At 60.9% G+C, this 19,424-nt stretch carries 14 protein-coding genes and 2 pseudogenes; 11 read left to right on the forward strand and 5 right to left on the reverse strand.

The genetic code is table 11. From position 1 onward, the window contains the following. Nucleotides 1–19: 19 nt before the first annotated feature. Nucleotides 20–1,438 carry a short-chain fatty acid transporter gene (locus A7K61_RS19275; protein ID WP_003188294.1) on the reverse strand — a complete coding sequence of 473 codons (1,419 nt, stop codon included), beginning with the start codon at nt 1,436–1,438 and terminating at the stop codon, nt 20–22. A 186-nt stretch (nt 1,439–1,624) separates the two neighbouring features. On the opposite strand from A7K61_RS19275, the gene A7K61_RS19280 reads away from it, so the two are divergent. From A7K61_RS19280 to A7K61_RS19290, 3 genes are read left to right on the forward strand one after another with little or no spacing between them, the layout of a single operon-like run. Next, nucleotides 1,625–2,938, forward strand: coding sequence for an MFS transporter (locus A7K61_RS19280; RefSeq protein ID WP_044271261.1), 1,314 nt, complete (start codon nt 1,625–1,627; stop codon nt 2,936–2,938). A 60-nt stretch (nt 2,939–2,998) separates the two neighbouring features. Next, entirely contained in the window at nt 2,999–4,135 is a 1,137-nt protein-coding gene (locus tag A7K61_RS19285) for an XRE family transcriptional regulator (RefSeq protein WP_069558162.1), read from the forward strand. Continuing rightward, the gene (locus A7K61_RS19290; protein ID WP_069558163.1) at nt 4,132–4,629 is read left to right on the forward strand and encodes a DUF4411 family protein; all 498 of its coding nucleotides are present in this window, start codon (nt 4,132–4,134) and stop codon (nt 4,627–4,629) included. The genes A7K61_RS19285 and A7K61_RS19290 overlap by 4 nt, the downstream gene beginning before the upstream one ends. Before the next feature lie 37 nt (nt 4,630–4,666). Here the strand turns inward: A7K61_RS19290 and A7K61_RS19295 are convergent, their stop codons facing one another. After that, nucleotides 4,667–6,037: a gluconate:H+ symporter gene (locus A7K61_RS19295; protein WP_069558164.1), complete on the reverse strand. Its 1,371-nt coding sequence runs from the start codon at nt 6,035–6,037 to the stop codon at nt 4,667–4,669. Between the two features lie 217 nt (nt 6,038–6,254). Here A7K61_RS19295 and A7K61_RS19300 point away from each other — a divergent pair, with 217 nt between their 5' ends. The 4 genes from A7K61_RS19300 to A7K61_RS19315 all read left to right on the forward strand — a co-directional run bounded on the left by A7K61_RS19300 (nt 6,255) and on the right by A7K61_RS19315 (nt 12,784). Further along, on the forward strand, nt 6,255–7,160 hold the full coding sequence (locus A7K61_RS19300; RefSeq protein WP_069558165.1) for a cation diffusion facilitator family transporter: 906 nt from the start codon (nt 6,255–6,257) through the stop codon (nt 7,158–7,160). Between the two features lie 109 nt (nt 7,161–7,269). After that, nucleotides 7,270–8,496, forward strand: a complete 1,227-nt coding sequence (locus A7K61_RS19305; RefSeq protein WP_069558166.1) for a TolC family protein — start codon at nt 7,270–7,272, stop codon at nt 8,494–8,496. Nucleotides 8,497–8,515: 19 nt separating this feature from the next. Continuing rightward, complete coding sequence (locus A7K61_RS19310; RefSeq protein ID WP_032893698.1) at nt 8,516–9,622, forward strand: efflux RND transporter periplasmic adaptor subunit; 1,107 nt, start codon at nt 8,516–8,518, stop codon at nt 9,620–9,622. A gap of 18 nt (nt 9,623–9,640) precedes the next feature. Then, complete coding sequence (locus A7K61_RS19315) at nt 9,641–12,784, forward strand: CusA/CzcA family heavy metal efflux RND transporter (RefSeq protein ID WP_044271278.1); 3,144 nt, start codon at nt 9,641–9,643, stop codon at nt 12,782–12,784. A 57-nt stretch (nt 12,785–12,841) separates the two neighbouring features. Here the strand turns inward: A7K61_RS19315 and A7K61_RS19320 are convergent, their stop codons facing one another. From A7K61_RS19320 to A7K61_RS19330, 3 genes are all read right to left on the reverse strand, one after another. Then, nucleotides 12,842–14,302: a heavy metal sensor histidine kinase gene (locus A7K61_RS19320; RefSeq protein WP_069558167.1), complete on the reverse strand. Its 1,461-nt coding sequence runs from the start codon at nt 14,300–14,302 to the stop codon at nt 12,842–12,844. Next, nucleotides 14,299–14,973, reverse strand: coding sequence for a heavy metal response regulator transcription factor (locus A7K61_RS19325; protein ID WP_044271284.1), 675 nt, complete (start codon nt 14,971–14,973; stop codon nt 14,299–14,301). The genes A7K61_RS19320 and A7K61_RS19325 overlap by 4 nt, the downstream gene beginning before the upstream one ends. Nucleotides 14,974–15,309: 336 nt before the next feature. After that, nucleotides 15,310–16,629, reverse strand: coding sequence for an OprD family porin (locus A7K61_RS19330; protein ID WP_069558168.1), 1,320 nt, complete (start codon nt 16,627–16,629; stop codon nt 15,310–15,312). A 225-nt stretch (nt 16,630–16,854) separates the two neighbouring features. On the opposite strand from A7K61_RS19330, the gene A7K61_RS19335 reads away from it, so the two are divergent. From A7K61_RS19335 to A7K61_RS19345, 4 genes and pseudogenes are all read left to right on the forward strand, one after another. After that, nucleotides 16,855–17,187 (forward strand): DUF2790 domain-containing protein, encoded by a 333-nt coding sequence (locus tag A7K61_RS19335; protein WP_044271288.1) that lies wholly within the window; start codon nt 16,855–16,857, stop codon nt 17,185–17,187. A gap of 186 nt (nt 17,188–17,373) precedes the next feature. Beyond that, a pseudogene (locus A7K61_RS34245) lies at nt 17,374–18,060 on the forward strand (PAS domain-containing protein); the annotation flags it as partial. 108 nt (nt 18,061–18,168) lie between these two features. After that, nucleotides 18,169–18,600 (forward strand): annotated as a pseudogene (locus A7K61_RS34250) (methyl-accepting chemotaxis protein); the annotation flags it as partial. A gap of 60 nt (nt 18,601–18,660) precedes the next feature. Continuing rightward, nucleotides 18,661–19,236, forward strand: coding sequence for a flavin reductase family protein (locus A7K61_RS19345; RefSeq protein WP_044271293.1), 576 nt, complete (start codon nt 18,661–18,663; stop codon nt 19,234–19,236). The last annotated feature ends 188 nt before the right edge of the window (nt 19,237–19,424 follow it).

Genomic DNA, 19,424 nt, shown 5'->3' on the forward strand with positions numbered 1-19,424 from the left:
AGTTGCGGTCACCCTTTATTCAGGGCATCACAGGCGGCAAATACTTCAACGTCGTCCCCAACGCCCACAGCAAAAACAACACCAGCGGCGTGTGCACCAGCAACTGCACAAACGAAAACCCGATCAAATCCCGCGCCTTCAGCCCCAGCACACCCAGCAACGGCAACATATAAAACGGGTTGATCAAGTTCGGCAGCGCCTCGGCGGCGTTGTAGATCTGCACCGCCCAGCCCAGGTGGTATTGCAGGTCATTGGCCACTTGCATCACGTACGGCGCTTCGATGATCCACTTGCCGCCACCCGAGGGGATGAAGAAACCCAGCACCGCCGAATACACACCCATCAGCAGGGCGTAGGTGTCGTGGGAGGCGATGGAGGTGAAGAACGTCGAGATATGGTGCGCCAAGGTCTGGCCGTCGCCGCCCTTGACCACCGTCATCAGTGCGGCGATCGAACCGTACAGCGGGAACTGGATCAGCACGCCGGTGGTGGTCGGCACCGCACGGGCCACGGCATCGAGGAAGCTGCGCGGGCGCCAGTGCAGCAGCGCGCCCACCATGATGAACAGGAAGTTATAAGTGTTGAGCCCCGAGATGGCGCTGATCGCCGGCTTGGTCGAGAACTCATGGAACAGCCAGCCGGCCGCCAGCAACGCCAGCAGAATCGTCAGCAACGGGCTGTGTTCCAGCCATTCACCGGGGCGCGTCGGCGCCTGCGGCTTGGGCAGGTTGAAGGCCGGGTCAATGCCGCAGGCCTTGGCATCCCGGGCGCTGTTGGGGCCAGGTGCGGTGGCGTAGGCGATGATCAGCGACACCACGATCAGCGCCAGCAACAGCACGCCGGATTGCCACAGGAAAATGGTTTCGGTGAACGGGATCATGCCGGTGATCGACAGAATCGACGGCGGCAAGCTGGCCGGGTTGGCCTGCAACTGCGCGGCCGACGACGACAGCCCCAGCGCCCATACGGCCCCCAGACCCAGGTACGCAGCAGCGCCAGCGGCGCGGTAGTCCATGCGCAAATCCGTGCGCCGGGCCAATGCCCGCACCAGCAAACCGCCGAACACCAGGGACAGGCCCCAGTTAAGCAACGACGCTACCATGGAGATCAACGCCACCCAGGCCACGGCCGAACGGCCATTCTTGGGAATGCGCGCCAGGCGGTCGATCAACTTCACCGCCGGCGGTGAACTGGCGACCACGTAACCGCCGATCACCACAAAGGCCATCTGCATGGTGAACGGGATCAGGCTCCAGAACCCGTCGCCAAATGCCTTGGCCGCTTCGGCCGGTGCGGCGCCCATGCCCAGGGTCGCCACGGCGACGATGATCACGGCGAGGGCGGCAAACACCCAGGAGTCAGGAAACCAGCGTTCGGCGAAGTTGGAGCAACGCAGGGCAAATCGGGCATAGCGGCTGTCTTCGATAGCATCGGCCACGAGTCTTTCCTCTTGTAGTTATTATGGGGTTTGGCAGTTTTACGGCATGTTCCTCTACGGCCATTGATTTGGGAATGTAGTTATCTTCAACGATCAATGAGTAAAACAAATATATCCGTCGCGATTGCCATCGATGGGCTCAGCTCATAACCTGCACGCCATTTTGTTTGTCTGCCGAGCCTGCACATGACTGCCACCTTTTCCCCACGGGCGCAGCGTTTTTCCCGCTCCGACTACAAAACCCTGGGCCTGGCCGCCCTCGGCGGCGCCCTGGAAATCTACGACTTCATTATCTTTGTGTTCTTTGCGCTGACCCTCAGCCAACTGTTCTTCCCCCCAGAAATGCCCGAGTGGCTGCGCCTGCTGCAAAGCTTTGGCATCTTCGTCACCGGCTACCTCGCCCGCCCACTGGGCGGCATCCTGATGGCGCACTTCGCCGATCACCTGGGGCGCAAGCGCGTCTTCAGCCTGAGCATCCTGATGATGGCCTTGCCCTGCCTGCTGATCGGCATCATGCCGACCTACGCGCAAATCGGCTATTTCGCCCCGCTGATCCTGCTGGCGCTGCGCGTGCTGCAAGGCGCAGCGGTGGGCGGCGAAGTGCCCAGCGCCTGGACCTTCGTCGCCGAGCACGCACCGCGTCACCACCGTGGCTATGCCTTGGGTTTTTTGCAGGCTGGCCTGACCTTCGGTTACCTGCTGGGGGCGCTGACCGCCACCTTGCTCGCGCAAGTCTTCACCCCGGCCGAAATCCTCGACTACGCCTGGCGCTTCCCCTTCCTGCTCGGCGGTGTGTTCGGTGTGATCGGCGTATGGCTGCGCCGCTGGCTCAGCGAGACCCCGGTGTTCCTGGAAATGCAGGCGCGCCGCCAAGCCGCCGCCGAAATGCCCTTGCGCACCGTGCTGCGCGACCATCGCGCTGTGCTGTTGCCGGCGATGATCCTTACCTGCGTGCTGACGTCTGCCGTGGTGGTGCTGGTGGTCATCACCCCGACCATGATGCAGAAAACCTTTGGCATGAGCCCCAGCCATACCTTCGCCCTGAGTGCCCTGGGCATCGTCTTCCTGAATATCGGCTGCGTCCTCGCCGGCCTGCTGGTGGACCGCATCGGCGCGTGGCGCGCGGTATTGGTCTACAGCCTGTTGCTGCCGGTGGGCATTGCGCTGCTGTACGCCAGCCTGATCGCCGGCGGTGTGTGGCTCGGCGCGGCGTATGCCGTGGCGGGCCTGAGTTGCGGCGTGGTGGGCGCGGTGCCGTCGGTGATGGTCGGGCTGTTTCCGGCGCAGGTGCGGGTGTCGGGGATTTCCTTCACTTACAACATCGCCTATGCGCTGTGGGCAAGCACTACGCCGTTGTTGTTGATCGCGCTGATGCCGACCAGCCCGTGGATCTGCGTGGGGTATTGCGTAGTGATGGGGGCGGTGGGGGTGGCGAGTGTGGCGCTGTTTGGCAAGCGCCACGCTATAGACGCTGTTACAAATGGCACCTGGGGCCATTAATTGACGGGTAGGTAGCTCGCTTCTATAGTCACGTCCATTCTTGACGAACACATTTACCCTATGTCCCAGACTGCCTATATCAACTCTGCAATCCTGCCCTGGTCTCGCCAGCGGGCGGGGCTGTCTCAAGAGCAGGTTGCTAAAGGTCTGATGGTCAAATTGGAAAAGCTGAAGGAGTGGGAGGATGGTCAGAGCCTTCCCTCTTTCAACCAGGCGCAAAAGTGGGCTGCACTTGTGCATGTGCCTTTTGGCTATCTCTTTCTCAGTACGCCCCCGCCCGAGCAACTTCCTCTTCCCGACCTGCGGACCGTGGGTGGCGTTTTTCCAGACAAGCCAAGTTTGAACCTGATGGACACTGTAAGGGATGTGCTCCGCAAGCAGGACTGGTATTTGGAATACCTGCAGGATCACGAGCGTTCTGTTCTGTCCTTCGTAGGAAGTTTCAGTATCCGTTCGCCAATAAAAGAGGTGGTTGCAGATATTCGGCGCGTACTTGGCGTGACAAGTTCTTTTGCCCGAATGAGTTATGAAGACTATGTGAGGGCGCTGGTCAGCGGCGCGGAAGAGGCCGGAATTCTTGTAATGCGCAGTGGTGTTGCCTTAGGCAATACCCATCGGAAACTTGATGTCAGTGAGTTTCGGGGATTTGCGGTCAGTCATCCTATGGCTCCTGTAGTTTTCATCAATAGTGCGGACGCGCCCACGGCACGTCTTTTTACATTGATGCATGAACTGGCGCATATCTGGATTGGTAGCACGGGCGTATCTGATGGCAGCAGTCAAGGCGCTCGTCAGGAGGAGGCCTTTTGTAATGCGGTGGCAGGGGAGTTTCTTGCGCCAGAGGATGATTTTCGGGCGCACTGGAATTCGGCTCTTCATTGGGAAGAAAACCTGGCGCCCTTGGCCGGACGCTTCCGTGTCAGCACATTGGTAATAGCCCGTCGTGCCCGTGATCTTGGCCACATCAGTAGTGAACAATACGGCGCTTACTACCGTCGGGTCCTGCAAGAGTATCGAGATAAGGGCGGCAGTGGCGGGGATTACTACCGCGTAGCGGCTATCAGGAACAGCACCCGGTTGAGCAAGGCTGTTCTTGCAGAAGCGCAGAGCGGGCGGATTTTGCTGCGAGATGCTGGGAAACTGCTGGGTGTGCAGCCGGCCAAGTTGAAGACTTACGGGATGAAGCTATCGGCATGAAGCATCTATTGGATTCGAATACGTTGATCGAGGCCAAAAATCGCTATTACGGTATGACGATTTGCCCAGGTTATTGGGCATGGATACTTCAGCAGCATCAAGCTTTGGAAATTGCCAGTATTGTCCCAGTCAGGGACGAGTTGGCTAAAGGCAATGACGAGTTGACCCAATGGGTGAAAGGTAATGCCAGCCTGTTTGAAGATTCGAATGATCAACGGACTCAAGCGGCCTATGGGAATATTGTCTCAAAAATTGCCCAGCAGGTACCGGTGATGAAAGTCGGTGCTTTAGAAGAGTTTCTTGAGGGCGCAGATGCTTGGTTGATAGCCAAGGCAATGGCTACAGGCGCCGTGGTTGTCACGCACGAAGTTTATAACCCTGATATCAAGCGTAAATTCACCATTCCCAATGTGTGCTCATTGTTTGACGTGCCTTACATGAATACTTTTGAATTGCTCGGTAAACTCGACGCGCGCTTCGTCTTGCATCACTGATAATTGAGGGGAGGAAAGTCTCCCCTCGATATGACACTCAAGTCAAAAAGTGCCAAAGCACCAGGGTACCCACCAACCCAACCACCGAAACAATCGTCTGCAACACCGACCACACCCAAATCGTCTGTTTCAACTGCAAGCCAAAGTACTCACGCACCATCCAGAACCCGGCGTCGTTGACGTGGCAGAAGAACACCGAGCCGGCGCCGATGGCCAGAGCGACCAATGAGCTTTGCGTCGCCGCCAACCCGGCCATCATCGGCGCGAGGATGCCGGCGGTCGTGGTGGTGGCCACGGTGGCCGAACCGGTGGCCTGGCGCAGGGCCACGGCGATCAGCCAGGCCAGCAGCAAATAGGGCATGTGTGCGCCTTCGGCGACTTTGCTGATGGTCTGGCTGACGCCGGCGTCCAGCAGGGTTTGCTTGAGGCCGCCGCCGGCGCCGATAGTCAGCAGTAGTACGGCGATGGGCGCCAGGGCTTTGCGCAGGGTGTTGCCGACGTCGGCGCGTGGCATGCCCGCCGCCCAACCCAGGCAGACGACCGCGGCGATTACGGCCAGGCCGAGGGCGACCAGCGGTTCACCGAGGAACTTCAAGGCCAGGGCGAGGGTGCTTTCCGGCGCCAACGCGACTTTAGCCAGGGTGCTGCCGAGCATCAGGATTACCGGCAACAGAATGATCAGCAATGACACACCGAAGCTCGGCTGGCGCGGGGCCTTGGGCGGTGCGCTGAACAAGGCGCCGATATCGGCCGGTTCATCCACGTGCAGGCGCTTGGACAACCAGTTGCCATACAGCGGCCCGGCCAGGATCACGGCCGGCACCGCCAGGCAAAAGCCCAGCAACATGGTCAGGCCCAGGTCGGCGTGCAATGCGCCCACGGCGATCAGCGGCCCAGGGTGAGGTGGCATCAAGGCATGCAGGGTGGTCATGCCCGCCAGTGCCGGGATGGCGATTTTCAGCAACGGTTGGTTCGAACGCTTGGCCATCACAAAGATGATCGGCACCATCATCACCAGGCCCACTTCAAAGAACAGCGGCAGGCCGATCACCATGGCGACCAACGCCATCACCCAAGGCAATGACTTGCCTTTGCCCAGCCCGAGCAACGTGGTGGCAATACGGTCGGCCGCGCCGGATTCGGCCATCAGCGCGCCGAGCATCGCACCCAGGGCAATGATGATCCCGGCTTCCCCTAGAATCGCCCCGGCGCCTTTGCTGAACGCCTTGGCCACTTCTTCCGGCGGCAGGCCGGCGCCGACCCCGGCGATAAAGGTGCCGATCAGAATCGACAGGAACGGCGGCAGTTTGGTCGCGCTGATCAGCACAATGATGCTGGCGATCGCCAACAGCACGCAGAGCATGAGGCGGGTGTCGTGAACCATCCACGCGGCAGTCGATAACTCCAAAACGAGACTCCTTATCGAGCAGGTTGGCCAATATGTTTCTTTTTGTTTCAGCCTGAAAAGCATACCTGATAGAGCTTTCCCTGCGCGTGCATGAACGATTTTGGTGCGCCCGAAGCTAACGACCCTCTGGCGCTCAGATGACAATTTTGCAAACCATGCCCGTGGATCTGGCCTATAGCTCTATGATCCGCCCCATCCCAACCCACGAGGACATTTCATGAGCGCAGGACACAGCCACGCCCAAGTACGCGCCGGCCACGAACGCAAGTTATGGATCGCCTTGGGGCTCACCGGTAGCTTCATGCTCGCCGAAGTCATCGGTGCCTTTGTCACCGGCAGCCTGGCGCTGTTGTCCGATGCAGCGCACATGATGACCGACGCCCTGGCCCTGGCGATTTCCCTGGTGGCGATCCAGGTCGCCAAGCGCCCGGCGGATCGCAAGCGCACCTTCGGTTACGCGCGCTTCGAGATCCTGGCAGCCGCCTTCAATGCATTGCTGCTGTTCGCCGTGGCGTTCTACATCTTGTACGAGGCTTACCAGCGGCTGCAGGCACCTGCCGAGATCCAGTCCACCGGCATGCTGGTGATTGCGCTGCTGGGGCTGGTGGTCAACCTGATCTCCATGCGTCTGCTTAGCGCCGCCAGCGGCGAGAGCCTCAACGTCAAGGGCGCCTACCTGGAAGTCTGGAGCGACATGCTGGGCTCCGTCGGCGTGATCATTGCCGCGCTGGTGATCATGTTCACCGGCTGGGGATGGGTTGATTCCGTGGTCGCGGCCGCCATCGGTTTTTGGGTGCTGCCGCGCACCTGGACGTTGCTCAAGACGAGCATGAACATCCTGTTGCAAGGTGTGCCGGAGGGGGTGGATATCGAGCAGGTGGAGCAGGGCATTCGCAGCGTGCCTGGGGTCAAGGACGTGCACGACCTGCACATCTGGGCCCTCACCAGTGGCAAGAACGTGCTGAGTACGCATCTGGTCGCGGATGCGTCCCAAGGCAGCGAGCAACAGATCCTCAGCCGAGTGACGGAGTTACTGCACGAACAATTCGATATTTCCCACGCCACGATCCAAGTGGAGGGCGAGGGATTCACGCACGACGAGCATGACGAGGTGCATGCCTGAGCCTGACTAACGGATTTGTAATCTTTCGCCCACGGCCCTGATAAGTACCGAAAGCTACATTGCCCCCGCTGGGAAACCTCAGCGACTTCATGGGCGTGGAACTCTCGTTATGGCAATTTTTGTTAGAACACTGTTGGGGGCGGCGGCATTGGCACTGTGGATATCCGCAAACGCCGCCCAGGCACAACCCCTCACCCTCGATGCAGCCTTGCAAACCGCCTTCGCCAACAACCCGGACCTGGCGGTCGCACAATGGGAAATCGACATCGCCGAAGGCGGTCGCCAACAGGCCGGCCTGATCCCCAACCCGGTGGCCTCCTGGGACGCCGAAGACACCCGCCGCAACAGCCGCACCACCAGCATCAAGCTCAGCCAGACCCTGGAACTGGGCGGCAAGCGCGGTGCGCGTATCGAAGTGGCCACCCGCGCCCAGGATGCCGCCGCGCTGACCCTGGAGCAGCGTCGCAACTTGTTGCGCGCCGAGGTCATCGACAGCTACTACGGCGCCCTGCGTGCCCAGGAACGCCTCGACCTGGCGCAACGCTCCATGACGCTTGCCGAACGCGGCCTGGTGGTCGCCAACGGGCGCGTCACCGCTGGCAAGTCGTCACCCGTGGAAGCCACTCGCGCCCAGGTGCAGGTGTCGGAAATCCGCCTGGAATTGAACCGCGCCCAGATCGGCCTCACTGACGCCTACCGTCGCCTGGCCACCAGCACCGGCAGCGCCGCCACCGACTTCCAGGCCGTCGCTACGCCAAGCACTTCCGTGCCGGCGTTACCCGCCGCGGCGCCATTGCTGGCTCGTCTTGAACAGACTGCGGAACTGCGTCTGGCCGAACTCAACATTGTGCAGAACGAAGCCAGCGTGGGCCTGGAAAAAGCCCAGCGCATTCCGGACCTGGACGTGTCCATCGGCAGCCAATACGACGCCAGCGTACGCGAACGGGTGAACCTGGTGGGCGTGTCGATGCCCATTCCGCTGTTCAACCGCAACCAGGGCAACATCCTCGCGGCCACTCGACGCGCCGACCAGGCCCGCGACTTGCGCAACGCCGCCGAGTTGCGCCTGCGTACCGAAACCCGCCAGGCCCTGGACCTGTGGCAAACCGCGAACACCGAAGTGCGTGCGTTCAACCAGCAGATCCTGCCCGCCGCACAAAGTGCGGTAGACAGCGCCACCCGTGGCTTCGAGATGGGCAAGTTCAACTTCCTCGACGTGCTCGACGCCCAGCGCACCTTGATCGCGGCCCGTACCCAATACCTTGCGGCCACCGCCCAGGCCACCGAGGCCTGGGTACGCATCGAACGCATTTACGGCGACCTCGCCCGCTTTTGATTTTTCCTGGAGTCTCCTGATGAACAAAAAACATGGCATGGCGCTCGCCGTCGCCCTGGGCCTGATGCTGTCGGGCTTGGCCCACGCCGAGGAAGAAGAAGGCAAGCTCGAACTCACCGAGCAGCAGATTCAAGCCGCCGGCATCCAGTTGGCCCAGGCGCAACCGCGCGCTATCAGCACCGTGCTGACGCTGCCGGGCGAGGTGCGTTTTGATGAAGACCGCACCTCCCACATCGTGCCCCGTGCGGCGGGCGTGGTGGAGGCGGTGAAGGTCAACCTGGGCCAGTCGGTGAGAAAGGGCGAACTGTTGGCGGTGATCGCCAGCCAGCAGATTTCCGACCAGCGCAGCGAACTGGCCGCCAGCGAGCGCCGGGTCGAACTGGCGCGCACCACCTTCCAGCGCGAGCGTCAGTTGTGGCAGGACAAAATCTCTGCCGAACAGGATTACCTGCTGGCGCGCCAAACCCTGCAAGAAGCCGAAATCGCCCTGAACAATGCGCGACAAAAGATGACTGCGCTCAGCGGTAGCGCGGTATTGGCCGGCGGCAATCGTTATGAACTGCGTGCGCCCTTCGCCGGTGTGGTGGTGGAAAAACACCTGGGGGTGGGCGAGGTGGTCAGTGAAACCAGCAATGCCTTCACCCTCTCGGATCTGTCCCAGGTGTGGGTCACCTTCGGCGTGTTTCCCAAGGACTTGAACAAGGTGCGCGTGGGCAAACCGGTGAAAGTCAGCTCGACGGAAATGGGCACCGAAGTGCTGGGCACCGTGGCCTATGTGGGCAACTTGCTCGGTGAGCAAACGCGCACCGCCACCGTGCGTGTGACGGTGCCCAACCCCGACGACGCCTGGCGCCCGGGCTTGTTCGTGTCCGTGCAGGTGGCCACCGATACCTACCAGGCCAAGGTCACCGTACCGCAAACCGCGATCCAGACCGTCGAGGACAAACCCTCGGTGTTTGTGCGCACCGCGGACGGCTTTATCACCCGCCATCTTGAACTGGGCGTCAGTGAAAACGGCTACGTCGAAGTGCGCAAAGGCCTGGAGGCCGGCGCGCAGGTGGCGACGGCTGGCAGCTTCATCCTCAAGTCCGAACTGGGCAAAGGCTCGGCCGAACACGCCCATTGATCCTGCGAGTGATTCCCCATGTTTGAGCGCCTTATCCAATTCGCCATCGAGCAGCGCATCATCGTGTTGCTGGCGGTGCTGTTGATGGCCGGTGTCGGCATCGCCAGCTATCAGAAACTGCCCATCGACGCGGTGCCTGACATCACCAACGTACAGGTGCAGATCAACTCGGCGGCGGCCGGTTTTTCGCCGCTGGAAACCGAGCAGCGCATTACCTTTCCCATCGAGACGGCCATGGCCGGCCTGCCGGGCCTGCAGCAGACGCGTTCGCTGTCGCGTTCCGGTTTGTCCCAGGTCACGGTGATTTTCAAGGACGGCACCGACCTGTTCTTTGCCCGCCAACTGGTCAACGAACGCTTGCAAGTGGCCCGTGAGCAATTGCCCGACGGCATCGAAACCGCGATGGGGCCGATTTCCACCGGCCTCGGGGAAATTTTCCTGTGGACCGTCGAAGCCGAGGACGGCGCGCGCAAAGAGGACGGCACCCCGTACACCCCCACCGACCTGCGGGTGATCCAGGACTGGATCATCAAACCGCAACTGCGCAACGTGCCGGGCGTGGCCGAGATCAATACCATTGGCGGCTTCGCCAAGGAATATCAGATTGCGCCAGACCCCAAGCGTCTGGCCGCTTACAACCTGACCCTCAACGATCTGGTCACGGCGCTGGAGCGTAACAACGCCAACGTCGGCGCCGGTTACATCGAGCGCAGCGGCGAACAGTTGTTGATCCGCGCGCCGGGCCAGGTGGCGTCTATCGACGACATCGCCAACATTGTCATCACCACCTCGGACGGCACGCCGATCCGCGTGCGCAATGTGGCCCAGGTCGACATTGGTCGTGAGCTGCGTACCGGCGCCGCCACCGAAAATGGCCGTGAAGTGGTGCTGGGCACGGTGTTCATGTTGATCGGTGAGAACAGCCGCAGCGTGTCCCAGGCGGTGGCGAAAAAGCTGGAGGAGATCAACCGCTCGCTGCCCGAAGGTGTGGTGGCGGTCACCGTTTACGACCGCACCAACCTGGTGGAAAAAGCCATCGCCACCGTGAAGAAAAACCTCTTCGAAGGTGCATTGCTGGTGGTGGCGGTGTTGTTCCTGTTCTTGGGTAATATCCGTGCAGCGCTGATCACGGCGATGGTAATTCCGCTGGCGATGCTGTTCACCTTCACCGGCATGTTCACCAACAAAGTCAGCGCCAACCTGATGAGCCTGGGCGCGCTGGACTTCGGCATTATCGTTGACGGTGCGGTGGTGATCGTCGAGAACGCCATCCGCCGCCTGGCCCACGCGCAACACCGGCATGGCCGGCTATTGACCCGCAGTGAGCGCCTGCACGAAGTGTTCGCCGCGGCCAAGGAGGCGCGACGTGCGCTGATCTTCGGGCAGTTGATCATCATGGTGGTGTACCTGCCGATCTTCGCTCTCACGGGCGTGGCCGGGAAGATGTTCCACCCCATGGCTTTCACGGTGGTGATTGCCTTGCTCGGCGCGATGATTCTGTCGGTGACCTTCGTACCGGCAGCGATTGCGTTGTTCGTCACCGGCAAGGTCAAGGAAGAAGAAAACTTCGTCATGCGCAGTGCGCGTCGGGTGTATGACCCGGTGCTCAACTGGGTGATGGTGCGTCGGCCCCTGGTGTTCGGCCTGGCCGCACTGACCATCGTCGTGTCGGGGTTGGTCGCCAGCCGCATGGGCAGTGAATTTATCCCCAGCCTCAGCGAAGGCGACTTTGCCCAACAGGCGCTGCGTGTGCCCGGCACCAGCCTGACGCAATCGGTGCAGATGCAGCAGCAACTGGAAAAAACCTTGCTGGCCCAAGTGCCGGAAATCGAGCGCGTTTTTGCGCGCACCGGTACGGCGGAAATTGCCTCCGACCCGATGCCGCCGAATATCTCCGACAGCTACGTGATGCTCAAACCCAAGGACCAGTGGCCAGACCCGAAAAAGTCCCGCGAGGCAATCATCGCTGACATCCAACGGGCCAGCGCGATTGTGCCGGGCAGCGTGTATGAGCTGTCGCAGCCGATCCAGTTGCGCTTCAACGAGCTGATTTCCGGGGTGCGCAGCGACGTGGCAGTGAAGGTGTTTGGCGATGACATGGCGGTGCTCAACACCACCGCCGGGGAAATCGCCGAGACCTTGCAGAAACTCAACGGCGCCTCGGAAGTGAAGGTGGAACAGACCTCCGGCCTGCCGGTGCTGACCATCAATATCGACCGCGACAAAGCCGCTCGCTTTGGCCTGAATGTGGGCGATGTGCAGGACACCATCGCCGTCGCTGTCGGTGGGCGCCAGGCGGGTACGTTGTACGAGGGCGATCGGCGTTTTGACATGGTGGTGCGCTTGTCCGACACGTTGCGCACCGATATCGACGGCTTGTCACGCCTGTTGATTCCGGTGCCGGCGCTGGCGAGCAGTACCTCGGGGCAGTTGGGCTTTATCGCCTTGTCCCAGGTTGCCAGCCTTGACCTGGTGCTGGGCCCCAACCAGATCAGCCGCGAGAACGGCAAACGCCTGGTGATCGTCAGCGCCAACGTGCGCGGGCGCGATATCGGCTCGTTTGTCGAAGAGGCCGAGGCCGCCATCGCCACCCAGGTGAAAGTCCCCGCCGGTTACTGGACCACTTGGGGCGGCCAGTTCGAACAGTTGAAAGAGGCTTCTGAGCGCTTGCGCATCGTGGTGCCGGTGGCGTTGCTGCTGGTGTTCGGCTTGCTGTTCATGATGTTCAACAACCTCAAGGACGGCCTGCTGGTGTTTACCGGCATCCCCTTCGCGCTCACCGGCGGGATCATGGCGCTGTGGCTGCGCGATATCCCGTTGTCGATTTCAGCGGGGGTGGGCTTTATCGCCTTGTCAGGTGTGGCGGTGCTCAATGGCCTGGTGATGATCGCCTTCATCCGAAACCTGCGCGAGGAAGGTCGCTCGTTATCGGTGGCGATCCACGAAGGCGCGTTGACCCGCCTGCGTCCGGTGCTGATGACCGCGCTGGTGGCGTCCCTCGGGTTTATCCCCATGGCCCTCGCCACCGGCACCGGCGCCGAAGTGCAGCGCCCGTTGGCAACGGTGGTGATTGGCGGGATTATTTCCTCGACCTTGCTGACATTGCTGGTGCTGCCGGCGTTGTACCAATGGGCTCATCGCCGCGATGAAGAGACCACCTGACAACCTCGAAGACGCCGCAACCCCAATGTGTGCGGGCTTGCTCGCGAATGCGCCGGGTCAGTCGATACCTGTACTGACTGATATACCGCCTTCGCGGGCAAGCCCGCTCCCACAAGGGGACAGCGGTGCTTCAAGAGTCTGGGGAAACACCAGGCTGAACCGCGTAAAACGCCCAGGCTGGCTGGTGACATGAGCATGGCCCTGATGCAAATGCATGATCGACTTCACAATGGCCAACCCCAACCCGGTACCGCCCTCGGCACGGGTACGGCTGCTGTCGGCGCGGTAGAACCGTTCGAACAGGTGCGGCAGGTGGTGCGCTTCAATGCCTCGCCCCGGGTTGCCCACCGACAGCGATACGCTCTGCTCGTAGGTCTCCACCAACAGCAACACGGTAGAGGCCTCGGGTGTGTGGCGAATAGCATTGGAGAGCAAATTGGAAATCGCCCGCTGAATCATCAGGCGGTCGCCGGTCACCCAGGCATCACCGCGCAGGCTCAGGGTGACGTGTTTGTCTTCGGCACTCAGGGCAAACAACTCCATCACGCGCTGGGCTTCCTGCGCCAGGGACACCTCGGTGAAGGAGGCCCGCGCCGCCGGGTGGCTGACCTGCGCCAGAAACAGCATGTCGCTGACAATCCGCGCCAGGCGTTCGAGCTCTTCGGTGTTGGATTCCAGCACCGCCTTGTATTCCTGCGGCGGGCGCTGGCGCGACAGGGTCAACTGGGCCTTGCCCATCAGGTTGGTCAAGGGCGCACGTAGCTCGTGGGCCAGGTCATCGGAGAATTGCGAGAGTTGCTGCACCCCGGCATCCAGGCGGTCGAGCATCACGTTGATGCCGTGGGCCAGTTCACCCAGTTCGTGGGGCAGGTTGTCTACGGATAAGCGATGGGTGAGGTCTTGGGTGGTGACTTTCGCCGCCACCTGGCTGAACTGCTTCAACGGCGCCAGGCCGCGTTGCACCAGCCACCAGGCGCCCATGCCAATCAGTATCAACAGCAGCGGCAGCGCAATCAGCGTGGCGCGCAGGTAGGCACTGAGCAGCGCCTGGTCGTCCATGCGGTCCAGGGACAGCAGCACCCGCACCCGCTCGCCGCTGGCCAGGCGCATCAGGCTGGAGGCACTGAGTATCTGGTTGCCGTAGCTGTCGACCCAATTGAGGTAGCCCAGGGTTTCCCGTGGCTTGAAGTCGGTGAGCAGTGGTTCCTGAGGCTTGCTGCCGACGTTGAGCAGCACGCTGTTCTCGGGTGCGGTGCCGACTATGGTCAGGTGGAAGTTGTCGTGGCCCATCACCAGGTCCATCAGTGAGTGTGGGCGGGCGCGAATACCATGGGCGTCCAGGCCCAGCGCCAGGCTGTGCTGGATCTGTTCCATCTTGCTTTCCAGGTTCTTGCGCGCGAGCTTTTCCAGCTCATGGGTGAGGGCCAGGTAGGCCAGGGTTGCCAGCAGCAGCACCAGGCCCGCGCCCATCAGGCTGACCGTCAGGCCCAGGCGCATCGACAGGCTGCCGGTCTTCATGGGCGCGCTTCCAGCACGTACCCCACGCCACGAATGGTGTGGATCAGCTTGACCTCGCTCTGGTCATCCACCTTGGCGCGCAGGCGGCTGATGGAGACTTCCACCACATTGGTGTCGCAGTCGAAATTCATGTCCCACACCAGGGAAATAATCTGTGTGCGGGTCAGCACTTCGCCGGTCTGGCGCATCAGTACTTGCAGCAGGGCGAACTCCTTGGTGGTCAGGTCGATGCGCCGGGCGCCGCGATAAGCGCGGTGGCGGCGCGGGTCCAGTTCCAGGTCCGAGACGCGGAACACTTCCGGCTGTGGAATGTGCTCGCTGCGGCGCATCAGGGTGCGCACCCGTGCCAGCAGTTCCGGAAACTCGAACGGCTTGACCAAGTAGTCGTCGGCGCCCATGTCCAGGCCCTTGATCTTGTCAGCCAGCCGGCCACGGGCGGTGAGCATCATCACGCGCTGGGTGCCATTGCGGCGCAATTCTTCCAGCACTTGCCAGCCATCCTTGCCCGGCAGGTTGACGTCCAGAATCACCAGTTCATAGGCGTGTTGCCCGGCCAGGTGCAGGCCGTCGATGCCATTGGCGGCGCAGTCGACCACGTAGCCACTTTCGTTCAGGCCCTGTTGCAGGTAGTCGGCGGTTTTCTGCTCGTCTTCAACCACAAGAATACGCATGGGAGTTACCTCTTGAATTAGGGGAGAGAAGGCGCCCATGTCCCTATGGCGGCGGTTATCGGAGTAGGAAAAGTCTGAAGGCTAAAGTAGCTTCAGGGTCAACTGCGACCATCGGCCGCATGGCGCCGCAGGCAAAAAAAACGCCCCAAGCGGGGCGTTAAAAATTCATCTCTTTCCAAAGGAGCTACACAAAAGCTTCAGAGATGAATGTGCTCGGTGAATAAGTTGAAGCGAGTATAGAAAGTTCCACTTAACGAGAAGCTGAGGCCAATATTACAATTTTGATAACCGACTATTTGTGAACAGATGTTAGTTAATCGCGAGCGAATGTAAGGGCTACAGCACGGCCAATGGATATTCGGCAATAAAACGAACTTCTTCCAGGTCTGACTCAAACGCACTGGAGCGTACCGTGGCTTGGCGCAAGCGCAGGGACAAGTCCTTCAAACGCCCACTTTGCACCACGTACTTGGCCTCGATGTCCCGTTCCCAGCGGCGTTGATCGGTCAAGGGGTTGCCCGCTGCATCGCGGCGCATATACACGGCATTGGCGTTGCTGTAGTCGGCGCCGGTGCCTTTGCCGTAGCGGGTCATGAACGACAGGCCGGGAATGCCGAACGCCTGCATGTCCAGGTCGTAGCGCACCATCCATGAGCGCTCCTTGGGGGCGTTGAAATCGCTGTACTGGATCGAGTTATTGAGGAAGATCGAGTCTGACTGGCGCAGGTAGTCGAAGTCATCGTCACCGTTGTTACGCTGGTGCGACACGGCCACGCTGTGGGCACCGACCTTGACCCCGAGCGTGGCGCTCCAGATGTTGTTGTCGAACTCACCGAGCCGTTTCTGACCTTCGTCCACGGCCTTGTAATAGTTGAAGTCGCCGAACACCGACACGTCGTCGCTCAGCGCGTAATTGGCGTTGCTGCCCAAGTAGTACTGATCCCATGCGTCCTTCAGGCGGCTGCTGTAGAGGCTAAAGCCCAGGTGGCTGTTGAGCTGGTAGTCACCGCCGAAGTAGGCGATCCAGGGCGAGTCGACCTTGCCCGCATAGAAGGTGGCAAAGCCTTTGTTCATGCCGCTTTCACTGGGCTGGCTCATGCCGCTCAAGCGTCCGCCTTGCAGGCTCAAGCCTTCCAGGCTGGTGTTTTGCAGGGTGACGCCGCGAAAGCTCTCGGGCAGCAAGCGAGAGTCGCCGTAGGCCACGACCGGGGTGAGTGGGAACACGTCGCCGGCCTTGATCACCGTGTCCAGCACGCGCAGTTTCGCAGCGCCGCCGACTTTGCTGTAGCTGTTTTCCGGCTGGTTGTCGCTGTTCACCGGCAGCACGCCGAACGAGCCTTTGCCGCCGCTGCGGCCGCTGCCCGAGTCAAGGGTAAGGCCGTACATGGCGAACGCGTCCAGACCAAAACCCACGGTGCCCTGGGTAAAACCGGATTCGAATTTGCCAATAAAGCCCTGGGCCCAGGCTTCGGAATAGCCATTGCCAGTAGGGCTGGACTGGCCCTTGCGGTCATCGCGGTTGAAGTAGAAATTGCGCGCCAGCACGTTGATGCGGCTGCCCTCGATAAAACCCTCGGGCTTGTCCTCCACCGCCATGGCGGCCATGGGCAGTGCAGCCATCAGTGAAAAGGGAAGGGTGTAATGACGAATGCTCATGATGCGCTCCTCGGTGATGGCAGTTATCGGCTCTTATAGAGGCGGGCGTTTTTATTGATCTGGCCCTGGTTGATAGTTGCAAATGGCGGATAACAGCTGCATGGCTTGCACATTACAATTTTGGAAACTAAAGGCCATCTAACAAATAAGTAATGTTCTGGTGAACCTGGCGTCAGGGTTCACTGGTTACTCTCGACACTGAACTTTCCAGTCGAGGAACCTGTGATGAACTTTTATAAATTAGGCTTGGGTGTGTTAACCGCAGTCTTGTCATTTGGCGCACTGGCCGAAGGGGGCGGGGATCGCACCTTTGCCCTGATGATGGAGCGCAATGAGAAAGCCATGGCCGCTTACGCCATCAAAAAAGGCAAGCCGGTGCCCGAGGTCCAGGCCTACCGCTATGGCATGGACCTGGACATTGCCAAGGTCGTCAACGTGACGCCGCCGATCCGTTCGTGCAACGCCGTGCCGTCGCGCATGACCTATGAGGACTCCAGCGGCAAGCTCAATACCCTGGAGTATCAGGTCATGGGCGTATGCCGTAACAATGGCGGTTGAAAATATAGTTGGGCCCAGGGCTCAAGCGCTCTTCAGAAAACCCCGGCAGCGCCGATGCAGGTTAGAACACCCACCTCACTTGCCTAACGGTGCCCCATGTTCAACACCCGCCTGAAGCAAGAGCTGACCGCTCTGCGCGAAGAATTGTCGAGCTTGCTCCAGGTGAAAGAGAGCCTGGAAAGCGAAATGCTCTGCCTGACACTGGACCCTGAAGGCCGCGTGGAGTGGGCCAATGCCAACTTCCTGCAGGAACTGGCTTATTCACTCGGTGAGATTGTCGGGCGCGCGATCGAAGACCTGGTGCCAGCCCATGTGCGCCAGGACCCGTTCCAGCTGCGCTTCAAGCAGGCGCTGGCCCGCGGCGAACACTTTGCCGGCGCCGTGCGCCTGATGCGTGGCAATGGCAAGGAAGCCTGGTTGCGCTCAATCGTGCAGCCGGTGCGCAGTTCGGAGGGGCGCATCAAGCAGTTTTCGATGTTCTCCAGCGACCTTACCCGCACCATCGAGAGTTCGCGTGAACATGAAAACCTCATCACTGCGTTGATGCGTTCCACCGCGTTGATCGAGTTCGACCTGGAAGGGCATGTGCTCACCGCCAATGACCGCTTCCTCGGCGCCATGGGTTACAGCCTGGCGCAGATCGAAGGCAAGCATCACCGTATGTTCTGTGAACCGCAGGAATACAACAGTGCCGAATACCAACAGTTCTGGAAGCGCCTGAACGCTGGTGAGTTCGTCGCCGCGCGTTTCAAACGTGTGGACAGCCACGGCCGCCTGGTGTGGTTGGAGGCCACCTACAACCCGGTGGTGGATGCCAATGAGCGGCTGTACAAAGTGGTCAAGTTCGCCACGGTCATTACCGAGCAGGTCAACCGCGAGCAGGCGGTGGCTGAGGCCGCCAATATCGCCTACAGCACCTCTTTGCAAACCGACGACAGCGCTCAGCGCGGCACCACCGTGGTCACCCAGGCCGTGGACGTGATGCGCGACCTGGCCCAGCACATGCAACAGGCCGGTGAAGGCATCGAGGCGTTGAATGCCCAGTCCCAAGTGATCGGCAGTATCGTCAAGACCATCAGTGGCATTGCCGAGCAAACCAACCTGCTGGCGCTCAACGCCGCCATCGAAGCGGCGCGTGCCGGTGAACAGGGGCGTGGCTTTGCGGTAGTGGCCGACGAAGTGCGGCAACTGGCGTCACGCACCAGCAAAGCCACCGAGGAAATTGTCGGTGTGGTGCGCCAGAACCAGGACATGGCCCGCGACGCGGTGGCCTTGATGGCCGACGGGCGTGCGCAAGCCGAGCAGGGCCTGGCCCTGGCGGCCGAGGCGGGTACCGTGATCGTCGAGATTCAAGACGGTGCGCAAAAAGTGGTGAGTGCGGTCGGGCAGTTTGCCAATCAGCTGTCGAGCTGACCTGTGGGGCTTATGCTTGAGGTATCTTAGGTCTTTTCTCGCTTGCAGAGCTGATCGACCATGAGCCCTACGTTCCGTCGCCCCGTCCCACTGTCCAAGGCTTACCGTTTGCTCAACCACGGGCCGACCGTGTTGGTGAGCGCAGCCCACAACGGCCAGCGCAATATCATGGCCGCTGCCTGGGCCATGCCGCTGGATTTCGAACCACCGAAAGTCGCGGTGGTGCTCGACAAGGCCACCTGGACTCGCGAGCTACTGGAAGGCGCTGGTACCTTTGTGTTGCAGGTGCCTTGTGTTGCGCAGGCTGATCTGGTGCAGACGGTGGGCAATACCCGCGGCGTTGAAACCGATAAATTCGCGGCCTACGGCCTGCACAGTTTCAGCGGTGAGCACACCGAGGCGCCGATGCTGGAAGGCTGTGTGGCCTGGTTGGAGTGCCGCCTGCTGCCCGAGCCGCATAATCAGCAGGCCTATGACCTGTTCCTGGGCGAAGTGGTCGCGGCTTATGCTGATGAGCGGGTCTTCAGCGAGGGCCACTGGCATTTTGAAGGGCATGATGAACTGCGCACGTTGCACCATGTGGCGGGGGGGAATTTCCTGGCCATTGGCGAACCGATTGTCGGGCGTCAGCTCTGACAGAGGCGGCATGCCCCCCAGTTAAGCGAACGCATGCTCAAGGCAACGAAGATCAAATGTGGGAGCTGGCTTGCCTGCGATGACGGCCTCACAGCCGGCCCCTATCTATCTGACGCCCCGCGCTCAAACTGTGGGAGCGGGCTTGCTCGCGAAGGCGGCCTAACAGTCAACACAGTTGGACCGGGTAC

The organism is Pseudomonas sp. AP42 (genome assembly GCF_001728935.1).
GTDB lineage: Bacteria > Pseudomonadota > Gammaproteobacteria > Pseudomonadales > Pseudomonadaceae > Aquipseudomonas > Aquipseudomonas lactis.

What these genes read in the sequence shown, in the direction of transcription:
- A7K61_RS19280 (WP_044271261.1), top strand. Translation starts at nt 1,625, where the DNA reads ATGACTGCCACCTTTTCCCCACGGGCGCAGCGTTTTTCCCGCTCCGAC.
- A7K61_RS19285 (WP_069558162.1), top strand. Translation starts at nt 2,999, where the DNA reads ATGTCCCAGACTGCCTATATCAACTCTGCAATCCTGCCCTGGTCTCGC.
- A7K61_RS19290 (WP_069558163.1), top strand. Translation starts at nt 4,132, where the DNA reads ATGAAGCATCTATTGGATTCGAATACGTTGATCGAGGCCAAAAATCGC.
- A7K61_RS19300 (WP_069558165.1), top strand. Translation starts at nt 6,255, where the DNA reads ATGAGCGCAGGACACAGCCACGCCCAAGTACGCGCCGGCCACGAACGC.
- A7K61_RS19305 (WP_069558166.1), top strand. Translation starts at nt 7,270, where the DNA reads ATGGCAATTTTTGTTAGAACACTGTTGGGGGCGGCGGCATTGGCACTG.
- A7K61_RS19310 (WP_032893698.1), top strand. Translation starts at nt 8,516, where the DNA reads ATGAACAAAAAACATGGCATGGCGCTCGCCGTCGCCCTGGGCCTGATG.
- A7K61_RS19315 (WP_044271278.1), top strand. Translation starts at nt 9,641, where the DNA reads ATGTTTGAGCGCCTTATCCAATTCGCCATCGAGCAGCGCATCATCGTG.
- A7K61_RS19320 (WP_069558167.1), bottom strand. Translation starts at nt 14,302, where the DNA reads ATGAAGACCGGCAGCCTGTCGATGCGCCTGGGCCTGACGGTCAGCCTG.
- A7K61_RS19325 (WP_044271284.1), bottom strand. Translation starts at nt 14,973, where the DNA reads ATGCGTATTCTTGTGGTTGAAGACGAGCAGAAAACCGCCGACTACCTG.
- A7K61_RS19330 (WP_069558168.1), bottom strand. Translation starts at nt 16,629, where the DNA reads ATGAGCATTCGTCATTACACCCTTCCCTTTTCACTGATGGCTGCACTG.
- A7K61_RS19335 (WP_044271288.1), top strand. Translation starts at nt 16,855, where the DNA reads ATGAACTTTTATAAATTAGGCTTGGGTGTGTTAACCGCAGTCTTGTCA.
- A7K61_RS19345 (WP_044271293.1), top strand. Translation starts at nt 18,661, where the DNA reads ATGAGCCCTACGTTCCGTCGCCCCGTCCCACTGTCCAAGGCTTACCGT.